Raw genomic sequence first — 14,087 nt, 5'->3', positions numbered from 1 at the left:
TATGCTTTTATATTAATACCTATCAATCTATAGTTAAATATGATAAAATACTAAGCAATATTAGAATAGTTAATAATCGAATGGAAGGGGACTACAGATGAACCTATCTATAATAGTAGCTATGGATAAGAATAATTTAATAGGAAAGAATAATGAAATGCCTTGGAACTTGCCCTCTGACTTAAAATATTTTAAAGAGAGAACTTTAAATCATACAATAGTGATGGGTAGAAAGACCTTTGAATCTATTGGTAAACCCCTCCAAGATAGAAGAAACCTTATCTTAACAAGGGATAAAGATTATTCTCAACAGGGGTGTGAGATATTTCATTCTAAAGAAAGTCTTTTAAATCACTTTAAAGATAGTAGTGAAGAGATCTTTGTTTGTGGAGGAACAGAGATATACAAGCTATTCTTACCCTATGTCGATAAATTATATATAACAAGAATAGAAGAAGAGTTTGAAGGGGATACTTACTTTCCCTCAATAAATTTAGAACTTTGGGAGAAGGTTTGGAGTCAAGAGGGGAACAAGGATAAAAACAACCCTTATAATTATAGTTTTTATCTGTATAAGAGAAGATAAAATTATATTGATAATAATTATTAAAAATATTTTTGATAATGTGACTAAGGTCATATAAAGGTTAGGTGAGCTTCTTTATAATGTAATTGTAAGTAAGGGAATGTTGAGAACTTGATTCAAAATTTAAATAAATCGGAGGGGTTTAATTATGAAAATTGAAAAAACAGATATTATTTCAGAGGTATTAAGAAAGTATCCAGAGACTGCCGAAGTATTTATGAGTTTTGGTATGCACTGCTTGGGATGCCCAACAGCAACAGGGGAAGCCATTGAACAAGCCGTGATGGTACATGGAATTGACCTTGATAAGATGATGAAAGCTTTAAATGAAAAGGTAAATTAATTAAGAACTATACACTATCAACTCTAAAGAGGAGGGGATGAGATGGAATCTATAAAGTTATTGGTTGAAGAACATAAGAATATTAAAAGAGTCTTAAAAGTTGTTAGAAAATTATCTATTAAGGTCTTTGAAAGTGGGGAAGTAGATTTTGCTTCTTTTTATAATGGAATTGATTTTATTAGAAATTATGCTGATAAGCACCACCATAATAAAGAAGAGGAGATACTCTTTAAGAAGTTATCTGAAGAGTTAGGTGAACCTCTAGCCAGTGGTCCAATTTCAGCTATGTTCTCTGAGCATGATTTAGGTAGATTATTTATCTATAATTTAGAGCAAGCTTTAAAAGCAGTTAAAGCAGGTAACGGTGAAGCTAAAGTGGATATTATTGCCAATGCCGTTGCTTATACTGATTTATTATATAGACATATCGATAAAGAGGATAATGCTATTTATATCTATGGTGAGAAGAACTTAAGTCAAGATTCTTTAGCAGAGGTAGAAGAGGCATGTAAGAAAGTAGAAATAGAAGCTAGCCAGCAGGGAATACAGGATAAATACTTGAAATTAATAGACGATTTAGAGAAGAGAGTCGATTAATTTAATAAGGTAAGGTTTAAAATCAGGGAGTAATCTACTCCCTGATTTTTATAATTAAGCTATTATTTATTGTTTTGGAAGATATCATATAGTTGGGTAACTATAAAGGCACATAAATCAAGTTTTCTTTCAAATAATAAAGGATATAGGTATAACAATCATGTATTATAAACAATGGTATTTTTAGATGTAATTTTTGAAGAAGTAGAGGTGCTTATAATGACAAATATTATTTTTATTGCAGTAGCTTTGGCTTTAGATGCCTTTGCAGTAGCCTTAGGATTAGGCTGTGGAAGTAGGTTGAAGGCTAAGGAGAAGTTTTTGATTGTACTCTCTTTTGGTTTCTTTCAGGGATTGTTTGCAATCTTTGGTGCTCAATTAGGAAGTTATATCAATAGTAATATCTTTGATTTTGGTAATTACATAGGTGGAGCTATTATTCTAATTATCGGCATCTTATTTTTGAAGGAAGGTTATGATAATCAAGAAGCCTGTGTTTATATGGAGTTCAGCCCTTGGACCTATATAGTTTTGGGAGTTAGTGTAAGTATTGATTCCTTTGGAGTAGGCTTTTCTGTATTGTATAACTTAGATATTATTCCTATACTCAGTAATGGTACAACTATTGCAGTAATCACTGCAATCTTAACGGCTGTCTCCTTAATGATAGTCAATTATATTAAAAACTTTGCAATTGTTGAGAAGTATGCCAACTATCTAGGAGGGATAATCTTAGTTATCTTTGGGATTAATATGCTAATGGATATCATTTAATTTAGAATTGTTCTTACACCACTGTGGTTTCTTGATAACCTTAGTGGTGTTTTTTATTTCAATTTTAATTTTAAATTATTAAGTATCGTCGTTCTTGAAAAGGGTAAAAATATAATTATGAAGAATAAATTATATACGGGAAACTGTTTTTCTTATGTAGAACTACTCTATTAAATAATAATATAACTGGAGGGGTTAAGATGGCCTTTGATACACCGATTGAATTAAGGAACCAGATTATTTATGAGGCTTATGTGAGAAATCATAGTAAAGAGGGTACCTTTAATGAGCTTGTCAAGGATTTAGATAATATTAAAGAGCTGGGAGTTGATATTCTATGGTTGATGCCAATTCACCCTATTGGGCAGAAGAATAAGAAGGGTGAGTTAGGTTGTCCTTACTCTATTCAAGACTATAAAGGAGTCAATCCTGAGTATGGTACTTTAGATGATTTTAAAGGCTTAATTAAGGCTGTGCATCAGAGGGGTATGAAGTTGATGATAGATGTAGTCTATAACCATACTGCCCATGATTCTAAGTTATTTAAAGAGCATCCGGAGTGGTTTTATCAGACTGCTGATGGTGAGGTAGGGAATAAGGTTGGTGATTGGTATGATGTTATAGATTTAGATTTTGATAATTTAGCTTTATGGAATTATTTAATAGATGCTCTTAAATATTGGGTAGAGCTTGGAGTAGATGGATTCCGTTGTGATGTGGCTTCGATGATTCCTCTTAAATTCTGGAAGAGGGCCCGTAAAGAGGTTGCTCAAGTAAGAGAAGGGATCATTTGGATTGCTGAGAGTGTAGAACCAGACTTTCTTAAGGCTCTAAGGAAGAATGGATTTGTAGGTTTATCAGATGCGGAGCTTTATCAAGCTTTTGATGTTAGTTATGATTATGATACTTTCCTATACTTTAAGAAGTATAAGAGTGGGAAGATATCTTTTGCTGAATATCTAGAGAAGGTAAGGATGCAAGAGTATATCTATCCTGCTAACTATGTTAAGATGAGATTTATCGAAAATCATGACCAAGAAAGGGCAAGAAGGTGGTTACCAGTAAAAGAAGACCTATATAACTGGACAGCTTTCTATTACTTCCAACAAGGGCTAACCTTAATCTATGGAGGGCAAGAGACCGATGATATAATCTCTCCAAGTCTATTTGATCATGATCCAGTTGATTGGACTTTACTTGATGAATATTATGTAGATTTATTGAAGGATTTAGGAGAGATTAAAAAGGATGAAATCTTTGCTAAAGGTTATTATGAGATCTTAGATAGTAATAGAGAGGGAGTAGTAGTAGCTACATATCAACTAGATAATAGATTAATGGTTGGAATCTTTAATTTAGAACAGAAGTTAGGGGATATTAGTGTACCAGTCTCTGATGGCAAGTATGAAAACTTAATCAGTGCTAAAACAATCAAAGTAGAAGATGGAAAGGTAACCTTAAGTGTAGAGCCAATTATCTTTGCAGTAGAGGTTGAAGATAATGAGAAGAAGGTAATATTATCAGAATTATAATATAGATATACAACTTTAGAATGAAATATAAAACCAATCTACCTCATCCCTAGCCCTTATCCTTATACAAGGAGAGAGAACAAAATATGTTTTAGTTCTCTCTTCGGGTCTATTGACCACTTCGTAATAAAAAGAATTTCCTAAGGTAGGAGAGAGCTAGGGAAATTATACTTTATAATCATTTTTAATAAAGTATAATTACCATGGAGAGTCTCTTGAGACTCGTAAGGAGTGAGGTATGAAAATGGTTTTAAATTTTTATAAAATTACATTTTAGACTTAGATATCTATAATAAAAGAGATTGATAGATAATTATCTATCAATCTCTTTTATTATAGAAAAATAACTGAAAAGTTAAATTTATAATGATTTTATTTTACTCATTACTTGTTTTTCCACTATCATCCGAATTAAGCGGCAATGTTTTTGGAATTTTTGGCAGAAGTATTGTATTTTTGATAAGCAAAGATATACCAATAACTAACTCCAATTATTACTGCTCCACCAATAATATTACCGATAGTTACTGGCAATAGGTTATCGATGAAGAAGTGCTTCCAAGTAAGTTTAGCTAGTTCACTTTGAGTAAAATGTCCAGCCTTTAAGTAAAGTGGGTTCTTACTTGCTATGATTCCTGCTGGGATATAGTACATATTTGCAATACTATGTTGGAATCCTGCAATAATAAAAGCAAATATTGGGAAAAATCCTCCCCAGACTTTACTTGTAATATCTTGTGCACTATACATAGCCAGGGCTGCAGCACAAACAATAATGTTACATAAAGTACCTAAGATAATAGCTTGACCAAAGCTAGCCTCTAACTTATGTAATGCTAAATGGATATGATAAGCACCTAAAGCACCATTTCCAGCATCAAATTGCCCTGCAGAGATGGTCATAATAGCAATTAAAACTGCTCCAAGAAAGTTACCAATATAGACAATTCCTAAAACTTTCAAAAAGCTACCCCATTTAATTCTTTTTTCTAAAGTACTAATCAGCAATAAACAGTTACTAGTAAATAAGTCCGCACCAACAATAATGATTAACATAAGACCTACTGGAAAGATTGCCCCAGTGACTACCTTAGCAGCACCAGAGTTTTTGATAGTATAAGCAGCAGTGTTACTAGATAAAGCTCCCATAGCAATGAATACCCCTGCAATAATAGCTGACAATAAGATAATGCTATTACTTCTATGAGTCTTTTTAACCCCAGATTCAATGGTATATTCAATGGTTTCTTTTGGTTTTAAATAACGTTTCTCCATTTTAGTCCCCCTGAAATATATTTTGTTAAAATAATCACGAATTCAATCATAACATACCTGTGATTATAATTCAATAACTTCAGTTATTTTAGTGAATAGTGTGAAAATTCTTAGTATAGTAAGAGGAGTGACTATCAAAGAGTAATTAGTAAGCTAAAGTTTTGTAGGATTTAAGAAGTGATAGAGTAGATATTGCGATATTTTTTACATCAGTGTATAGTTGAGGGTTGATTGTGGATAGTTAAGGTCTTTAAAAGTGAAGAAGATTAATGTTTGAGCAAAGCAAATATTCTCAAGGGATAATAATTCTACTCCAAACTTAGAATTAGAAGTACTATATTTCTAATTCTAAATAGATATTGATTGCTGAGAGAGTGGGCTTTGCCACGGAAGGTTTGTTCTTTAAACCTGCAGGTATATTTTCTTCTAGACTGGGCTGCTTTTACCACGAAGGGGTTGCTTTATAACTCCAAAGATAAAACTCGTAAGTTTGGTTACTTTTAGGGCGCCCTGAAGGAAGTGTTCTTTCTTCCTGAGGAAGTACTCTTGGGGTGCAATGCTAACAGTAAATTGGAAAAAAGCTGATAAGCTTTCCTGAAAAATGTTTTAATAATTTTGCTAACTTTTAAAGTAAAAAGTGTCGTAATATACCCATAAAAAGACACTATCTATATTGAAATTTGATTATTAGAGTGCATTAAACTAACTCTTTAATCTGTAAATAAAAATAGAGAAAACAAGGTGAATATTCACCTTGTTTTCTCTATTTAAGCAATTACTTGTTAGTAGTAACTTTGCACTATTCTTACCCAATTCCTCCATAGATAACTCCCAGCACTAGTACTATAACAGCTACTATAGTAAATACATACTTGGCTACAAACTCCCACCATACTCCTAAGGGTTTATTAGCACCTTTATTTATCTCTTCTCTAGCTCTAGAGACACCAAAGACCCAGAAGAAGACAATAGCTGCTAAAACTGCACCTAAAGGTATCAAGTAGATACTGACAAAGTCAGCAAATTTACCAAATAAATTTATATTTAAATCTAATGGTATTCCAATTAAGAAGCCAAGAGTACCTACGATAATAGCACTTTTTCTTCTAGAGATATTGAAGCGATCCATCAATGCCTCTACAGGCACCTCCATCAAATTCAGTGCCGAAGATAATGCAGCAAAGAAGATACTTAAGAAGAAGAAGGTACCAAAGATATATCCTCCAGGCATCAATTTTAAGATATTAGGAATCGTAATAAATAATAAGGTCGGTCCAGCTTGTGGGCTTAATCCAAAGGCAAAGACTGCTGGAATAATCACTAAAGCTGCTAGGAATGAGGCACAAGTATTGAAGATAGCAGTATGGATAGCTGATTCAGGGATATCGACATCATCCTTTAAGTAGCTACCATAAACTAACATAGCTGCTCCACCTAAGCTGACTGTAAAGAAGGATTGTCCTAAAGCCATAATCCAAGTAGTAGGGTCTTTTAATAAAGCCCAATCAGGGATAAATAAGAACTTTAATCCTTCAAGTGCACCAGGTAAGGTTAAAGAACGACTTCCTAAAACAATTAATATTGCAAATAAAGTAGGCATCATATACTTATTAGCCTTTTCTATCCCTTTAACGACTCCTAGGTTGACTATAATTAAGGTGATAATTATAGCTAACATATGCCACACTATACTCTGGGGTTGACCAGCAAATCCACCAAACATAGCAGGTATATTATCTACACTTACAGTTGCAAAGCCATTAGTTAAAGCTAAAATAAAATATTTCAGTATCCAGCCAACTACAATTAAGTAGAAGACAAATACTCCGCTGACTCCAATTACAGGGATTGCCCCTAAAGGGGAAGCAAGGGGTAAATTTCTCTCTTCAAAGACTTCCTTGAAGGCACCAATAGCTCCTCTTTTTTTATTACGTCCAAAGGCAAATTCACCCATTAAACCAGTAGTTCCTAAAACTAAAATAAAGAATAGGTAAGGAATCAAAAAGGCTGCTCCACCATAACTGCCTAGTCTCCAAGGGAACATCCAGATGTTACCTAAGCCAATTGCTGCTCCAATACACGCTAAAATAAATCCAATCTTACCACTAAAGGTCTCTCTCTTTTCCATTCTCACTCTCATCCTCCTCGTCTCATCAAAGCAAAACATAATTATATAAAAATTTTAACAAAAAAACAAATAGATTTCAATAATTTAAGCTATTAAAGTGAATTTTTGCTGAAAAGAATAAAATATTAGTATTTTTCTAACCTGTCAGGGAGAGTGCTGACAGGTTAATACTATTATGGAGTAGGGGTGAGCTTATGGAGGAGATATATTTTCCACTATCGGCATTGAATACTTATATCTATTGTCCTTATCGAATGTATCTAGTCTATATATGTGGTGAATGGGAAGAGAATTATCATACTACTAAGGGTACTTTAGACCATGAACTTGTCCATTCAGAGATATCTAGATATAGAGAGGGATATAAGCAAACGACTCAAGTTTATGTAAAGTCTGATAAGTATCGTTTAGTAGGAAAGATTGATGTTGTAGAGGAGCGAAATGATGAGATTTATCCTGTGGAATTTAAGAAAGGAAATAGTAGTGAATGGGTAAATAACAAGTTACAGCTCTGTGCTCAAGCAATCTGTTTGGAAGAGCAGTTAGGTATAGAGATTGAACGAGGTTATCTCTGGTTTTTAGATTCTTATCGGAGAAAGGAAGTAGAATTTACTAAAAAGTTAAGAGCAGAGACAATTAATAATACCCAAGAGGCATTAGCCATTATAGAAGAAGGAAGAGTTCCTAAGAGAGCGTCTATTAATAGATGTAAAGGATGTAGTATTAGGGGGATATGTTTGCCAGATTTAAATTAATCTATAAGGAGTGATTTTGTTGCCAACTGTATTTATTACTGATGAAAATAGTACTTTAGTTAAGCGAGGAGAGCGCTTAGTTATCAATAAGTTTGGAAATAAGGCTTTGGATATACCATTAATAAAGGTCAAACAGGTAATTATCTTTGGTAATGCTACTATCACTACATCGATGATTGATACTTTTTTAAAGTTTGAGATTCCAGTCAGTTTTCTAAGTTTTAATGGTAAATTTCGTGGGCGTCTGATGCCCCAATTCTCTAAAAATTCTATTTTGAGAAAGGCTCAATATAAGGCTTCTGAAGATAGAATTGTCTGTTTAGAGATAGCCAAGTATTTTGTAGTAGCCAAACTCAATAATCTTAGAACTCTCTTATTGCGAGCTACTAGAGATGATAGAAGTGAAAGGGCAAAGAAGGTAATTAGAGAATTAAAGAATATTATCACTAAGGCTGAGAAAGTAGAGAGTTTGGATAAGCTGAGAGGTTATGAGGGGTTAGGTTCAAGAAAGTATTTTAGTCTCTTTAACGAACTATTAATTGATGATTTCACCTTTACTAAAAGAAGTAGAAGACCACCACGAGATGAAGTTAATGCCCTGCTTAGCTTTGGATATATGCTCTTATATAATGAGGTGTTTAATGCTGTTAGTTTGGTGGGGTATGACCCTTATATAGGATATTTACATCAGGACGAGTATGCTAAGCCATCTTTACCTCTAGATTTAATGGAAGAGTTTCGACCATTAATTGATAATCTAATTAAACGATTAATAAACAGGCAGATAATTAGACCTGATGACTTTATTGAAAAATATGGTACTTATGAATTGACTGAAAAGGCATGTAAGAGCTTCTTACAGAAGTTTGAAGAAGATTTTGCTAAAGAGATTAAACATCCCCTCTTTGAATATAAGGTAACCTTACGGAGAGCAATAGAATTGCAGGCAAGACTTTTAGGAAAGAGATTATTAGGGGAACGTGATAAATATATTCCCTTTGAGGTGAGATAGATGTTTATAGTTGTATCTTATGATATCTCCAATGATAAAAGGAGGAATAAAATCTTTAAGGTGTTGAAGGATTATGGACAATGGATTCAATATAGTATCTTTGAATGTGGTTTGGAGCAGAAGGAATACTTAAAGTTAAGGAGTAGATTGAATCAGCTTATTGATGAAGAAGCTGGGGATAGCATTAGGTTTTATTTTCTCTGTGAACATTGTACTAATAAGGTAGAAAGGATAGGTGGGATTGAAGAGATGGATAAAAATACTATTATTATTTAGCTTTAAAAGAGGGAATCTATTACTAATGGAGAAATAGAAAGGTAAGAGGTTAAGTAATTAAAACATTTAGTTTGTTTTAATATATTTTTTATTCTAGTTTCCGACGACCTGTTGTTGCACCTCAAATACTAGGAGGTTGTCGGAAACAGAGTATCCAAGAGTAATCAAGAGAACAACTTAGTATTTGAGATTTAATCTGATTTTGATTTTTAGCTTCTTTAATCAGAAATTTTGAAAGTTGGAATCTCTGCTCTAGGTCGTCGCAAATGTCGATTTGAACCTTGGAGTGATAGGGGCTGAGCTGGGGTGGAGAATAACAATATATAATCTCTAGTAAGAGATTGAAACCATCCCTTATCCATTTATAATGCTCCCTTCTAGTTGAATAACAATATATAATCTCTAGTAAGAGATTGAAACTTAGGCTTAGTACCTATATCCTTAGATATTGCTTCGGCTGTAGGGAATAACAATATATAATCTCTAGTAAGAGATTGAAACCTTATGGGCACATGATTATTCAGTCGCTCCGCTAGGGAGAATAACAATATATAATCTCTAGTAAGAGATTGAAACATCTATCCTCTATCCTCTTAATATCGTTTCTAAGCAAGAATAACAATATATAATCTCTAGTAAGAGATTGAAACTTGGTTTTCTGAAGGTAGGAAACCCATTGAGGGATTGAATAACAATATATAATCTCTAGTAAGAGATTGAAACAATCTCATCTTCAATTAATTCTGCAAGTGGATTAAGAATAACAATATATAATCTCTAGTAAGAGATTGAAACTGTTCCATAAAATTTCTTAGATATTCCCCACAAGGTAGAATAACAATATATAATCTCTAGTAAGAGATTGAAACGTAGTTCTCTTTCTATAATTCTCTCTTTGACTAGCTTGAATAACAATATATAATCTCTAGTAAGAGATTGAAACACTTGATGATACCATCTGCTATTTTTCATCTCTTCAGAATAACAATATATAATCTCTAGTAAGAGATTGAAACTTCAAACATGATCTCTAATTTGGTAATTCTGCTTTGAATAACAATATATAATCTCTAGTAAGAGATTGAAACCTTTCTCCATTCTCGATCTTCTCGAAATAATCTTCATGAATAACAATATATAATCTCTAGTAAGAGATTGAAACGCAAAATGGATCTAATGTTGAGAAAATAAAAATTGAGAATAACAATATATAATCTCTAGTAAGAGATTGAAACAGTTAATGGTACCTGACAAGTTAAGGTTGCTTTTTGAATAACAATATATAATCTCTAGTAAGAGATTGAAACTTGGTCATCACCTGCGACATCTATTCCAGCAGTATAGAATAACAATATATAATCTCTAGTAAGAGATTGAAACTAATGATAAGTTGGAGGTTACAACTAATGCTGGAGAGAATAACAACATATAATCTTTAATAAGAGATAAAAGTCAAGATATCTCATAATTTAAAACTATAATTTAAGTCCTACATATTAATGTAGGACTCTTTAATTTATCAAGACAATTATATATATTAGAGTTCAATAAAGTGTTTTGAATAGGATTGGGGACTAATCTAATGACTTATCTAGCATACAAAAGTCTTTTGTTCTTTTAAATAACATTATTTCATAAAAAAGTATTAATTCCTACAAAATACAAGGAGATTAGAGCCTAATAACGAATTGTAAAGATGTACTTGCTAAAAATATCTCAATTATATAAATAGGATTAATCTCTGAATTAGAGATAGTAACAGATTATAGAAGTTAATAGATGGAAGGAGAGAAATGATGAGGTATATACTTGGAGCTAACATTAAGTCTGTGCAGGATTATATTATAAAATCAAGAAAAACTAAGGATTTATCCAATAGTAGCAAGATTATATCAGATATGATGAAGAATTTGATTAAAAAACTTGACGAGAATACAGAGGATTTGGAGATGATTTATCCTAGAATCAAAATTAAAGACGATAGAGATACAGATTATTCAAATTATGCTATACTAACCTTTAAAGCAGAGAAGGCTGATAAACTGATTAATGAAATTGAAGAAAATGCTTATAAGCAGATGAGTAATGAATATAAGAAGAGGATAGTTGATTTATTACGGAAGGGATATATACAATGTATAAAGACCTTTCAACAGGATGTAGAAACCTTTTTTAAAAATCATTTTAAGGTTAATATTGCTATGAAAAATCTAGAAGATTACAAGAAAGATTATTCAGAGATTAAAAATACAATAAATAATATGAAGAATACTTATGAGTTTGAACAATTACAAGTATTAGAAGGATTACTCAATAATCCCAGTAAAGATAGAGCAGGTTTAGAGAAATGTTCTATCTGTGGCGAGTATACCATTAGATATTCTAGGGATAAAGAGATGGTTGATAAGTTACAATATACCAATTTAGTAAAAGAAGAAGGACATCTATTAAAAAAGGATGAGTCATTGTGTGATATCTGTTTTTATAAAAGGGTTAAAGATAATGAAAATGATGTTCCTTCTACATATAACATTGCAACTACTATATATATACAAGAGATGGAAGAGAAGGATAGAGAAGAGATAGAAGGATTATTGGAAGATTTGGATGGTAAGATAAAAGATGAGATTATAGATGGAAGATATTATTATCTAGAGAATTTACATACTTTAAAAGAAGTGTTAGAAGATGAGAAGATTCAAGCAGAAGAGAAGCAAGAAGTTATCAACAATATTGATAAGTTATCAGAGATTTTGCAGAATAAGAAGGCTGAAGGGGTAGTTCCTCCAAGACAATATGCTCTAATCCAATTAGATATTGATAATTTGGGAGATTGGATGAGTGGTAATTATTTTGAAACTGGGGGCTTAAAGGAGAAGCAACAAGAATTATCAGAATTGATTATTGATTTTAGTAAAAGAATTAAAGAGTATTTTAATGATGATTTCAAAGGTCATGTGGTCTATGCAGGTGGAGATGATTTTTTAGCTTTTCTACCAGTAGAGTATATCTTTAAAGCAGTAGCTGAAGTTAGAGATATTTTTAAAGAATTAAAATCCAATAACAATCAATTTGATAAATTAACCTATTCTATCTGCGTTACCCTAGCAGAAGTCAAAATCCCTCTATCACTGGTTATTAAAAGAACAAGGGAAGCATTGGAATTAGTAAAAAAACGTTATGACGATATCGCACATAGCAAAGATGGGATAGTCTTTAATAATATGATTAATGTAAATAAGATAGTTAGATGTTATTTGAAAAATAATAATTTTGATAAATTTAGTCTGTTTTATTATTTTTTGAAAGATTCCTTGGAGGATAAAGGTAATTCAGTAGCTTTTATGAGAAATATTGAGCAGGAATTTAATAGTTTTGATTTTGTTAAGTTGACTATAGATGAAATAGAGATGTTACAGAGAGTATTTAAAGCAGAATCTTCAAGACTTATAAAACGTAGTCTTAATAATTTGAATAAGGAAGTTGAGAAAGAGAAAGAAGGAGAGCAAAAAGTAAAGACTGAAATCTTAAATGAGATTATAGATAATAATTATCTCTTCTTTAGTAAGCAAATAACAGAGATTAGTTCAAATCATCATAATATAGATTATGAAAATTATATTAATATACTGAATACTATCGATAAATTATTGAAATACAATCTTCATAAAAAGGAGGAAGATAATGCCATTAGTACAGCTAAAAGCAGTTGATAATACCTTCTTTAGAAAAGGAGACCCTTTTGATACCACAGTTAATAATCATATTGAGTCGATGGATACTCCTTATAATTCAACTATCTTTGGAGCAATATTTACTGCTTTGTTAACAGAGAATGATAATTTTCGTAATGAATTTTTCAATAAGGGGAAATATGACCACAAAAAGATATTATCAATTAAGAATGTGTTTTTGTATGATAATAAGAGGTTATATATAAAAGCACCCTTAGACTTGTTTATTAATGAAGATAAAAGAGTGGGAAAGGTTAAAAAAGGAAAATTTGAGAGATTAAATATTAAATCTAACTTTTCCAATTTTGCTTTTAAGTATCTTTTAGTTGCTCCTAAAGGTGACTATGAGCGAGTAGATGATTATTATATATCAGTTAATGATTTTTTACGAAAGTATAAAAGAAGAACTCTTCCTAATATTATATTAAAATCTAGGGATGAAATATTTGTCAAAAATGATAAGGTAGGAATAAAGCTAAATAAAGAAATAGGTACTGTTGAAGAGAGTCATCTTTATTCAATTGAACAGACGGAGTTTAAAGATAAGAAATGGAGTTATGTAGTTGAATATGAGATTAACTCAGAAAAAGAAAGACAATATAAAAGTGAAATCAGACCTTTGGAAGAAGGATATCTTAAGTTGGGTGGCGAGAATAAGGTTTGTAGATATAAAACATTAGCAGAAGAAAATGTATATAAATTTAAAGATTTTAAAGAGGGTGACTTTAAGATAAAGGATGACTTAATTAAGGTTCTTTTTTTGCAGGAAGTTTATTTTGAAGAGAATATTAAAGAGGTATTTAGTGAGAATGATAGTTTAGAAATTGTAGGTCTGTCAAATAGTAAAGCAATATATATCGGTGGCTATGACATGAAAGATTCTCAAGCTAAGATTATGTATAAGGGTTATTCAGCAGGAACTATTTTACTACTTAAAATTAATCAACAAAAGATTGAAGAAAAGATTAATGAGGAGAAAATTAATAAAAAAGATGTTATTAAAGAACTATTGGATGATAGCTTAAAAGCTAGAGATAAATCAGGAGCAGGAAAGTATATTATTATTTAAGGAGGT

Annotated in this window: 12 protein-coding genes and 1 CRISPR repeat array; of the genes, 10 read left to right on the top strand and 2 right to left on the bottom strand. The window is 31.6% G+C overall.

From position 1 onward, the window contains the following. Positions 1 to 97: 97 nt before the first annotated feature. From U472_RS10935 to U472_RS10915, 5 genes are all read left to right on the top strand, one after another. On the top strand, positions 98 to 586 hold the full coding sequence (locus U472_RS10935; RefSeq protein ID WP_068718397.1) for a dihydrofolate reductase: 489 nt from the start codon (positions 98 to 100) through the stop codon (positions 584 to 586). 148 nt (positions 587 to 734) lie between these two features. After that, positions 735 to 929: a DUF1858 domain-containing protein gene (locus tag U472_RS10930; protein ID WP_068718395.1), complete on the top strand. Its 195-nt coding sequence runs from the start codon at positions 735 to 737 to the stop codon at positions 927 to 929. A gap of 42 nt (positions 930 to 971) precedes the next feature. Then, positions 972 to 1,526 carry a hemerythrin domain-containing protein gene (locus U472_RS10925; protein ID WP_068718393.1) on the top strand — a complete coding sequence of 185 codons (555 nt, stop codon included), beginning with the start codon at positions 972 to 974 and terminating at the stop codon, positions 1,524 to 1,526. A 219-nt stretch (positions 1,527 to 1,745) separates the two neighbouring features. Next, on the top strand, positions 1,746 to 2,300 hold the full coding sequence (locus U472_RS10920; RefSeq protein WP_083189876.1) for a manganese efflux pump MntP: 555 nt from the start codon (positions 1,746 to 1,748) through the stop codon (positions 2,298 to 2,300). 200 nt (positions 2,301 to 2,500) lie between these two features. Beyond that, the gene (locus U472_RS10915; protein ID WP_068718389.1) at positions 2,501 to 3,832 is read left to right on the top strand and encodes an alpha-amylase family glycosyl hydrolase; all 1,332 of its coding nucleotides are present in this window, start codon (positions 2,501 to 2,503) and stop codon (positions 3,830 to 3,832) included. Positions 3,833 to 4,243: 411 nt separating this feature from the next. Here the strand turns inward: U472_RS10915 and U472_RS10910 are convergent, their stop codons facing one another. Beyond that, complete coding sequence (locus tag U472_RS10910) at positions 4,244 to 5,107, bottom strand: formate/nitrite transporter family protein (protein WP_068718387.1); 864 nt, start codon at positions 5,105 to 5,107, stop codon at positions 4,244 to 4,246. Positions 5,108 to 5,912: 805 nt separating this feature from the next. Continuing rightward, positions 5,913 to 7,235, bottom strand: coding sequence for a sodium-dependent transporter (locus U472_RS10905; RefSeq protein ID WP_068718898.1), 1,323 nt, complete (start codon positions 7,233 to 7,235; stop codon positions 5,913 to 5,915). A 194-nt stretch (positions 7,236 to 7,429) separates the two neighbouring features. Here U472_RS10905 and cas4 point away from each other — a divergent pair, with 194 nt between their 5' ends. The 5 genes from cas4 to U472_RS10880 all read left to right on the top strand — a co-directional run bounded on the left by cas4 (position 7,430) and on the right by U472_RS10880 (position 14,081). Then, positions 7,430 to 7,990, top strand: a complete 561-nt coding sequence (cas4, locus tag U472_RS10900; protein ID WP_068718385.1) for a CRISPR-associated protein Cas4 — start codon at positions 7,430 to 7,432, stop codon at positions 7,988 to 7,990. A gap of 19 nt (positions 7,991 to 8,009) precedes the next feature. Then, positions 8,010 to 9,002 (top strand): CRISPR-associated endonuclease Cas1, encoded by a 993-nt coding sequence (gene cas1, locus U472_RS10895; protein WP_068718383.1) that lies wholly within the window; start codon positions 8,010 to 8,012, stop codon positions 9,000 to 9,002. Next, positions 9,003 to 9,278: a CRISPR-associated endonuclease Cas2 gene (cas2, locus tag U472_RS10890; protein WP_068718381.1), complete on the top strand. Its 276-nt coding sequence runs from the start codon at positions 9,003 to 9,005 to the stop codon at positions 9,276 to 9,278. Between the two features lie 311 nt (positions 9,279 to 9,589). Beyond that, positions 9,590 to 10,731: direct repeats of the CRISPR family, unit length 37 nt; unit sequence GAATAACAATATATAATCTCTAGTAAGAGATTGAAAC. Between the two features lie 340 nt (positions 10,732 to 11,071). Beyond that, entirely contained in the window at positions 11,072 to 12,991 is a 1,920-nt protein-coding gene (gene cas10 / locus U472_RS10885) for a type III-B CRISPR-associated protein Cas10/Cmr2 (protein ID WP_083189874.1), read from the top strand. Continuing rightward, a complete protein-coding gene (locus tag U472_RS10880; RefSeq protein WP_068718378.1) occupies positions 12,963 to 14,081 on the top strand; it encodes a type III-B CRISPR module-associated Cmr3 family protein in 1,119 nt (372 codons plus the stop codon). Before cas10 ends, U472_RS10880 begins: the two co-directional genes overlap by 29 nt. Positions 14,082 to 14,087 lie beyond the last annotated feature (6 nt).

The organism is Orenia metallireducens (assembly GCF_001693735.1).
Lineage (GTDB): Bacteria > Bacillota > Halanaerobiia > Halobacteroidales > Halobacteroidaceae > Orenia > Orenia metallireducens.
The sequence above is the reverse complement of the archived record's forward strand: the minus strand, read 5'-3'. Positions and strand labels throughout refer to the sequence as shown.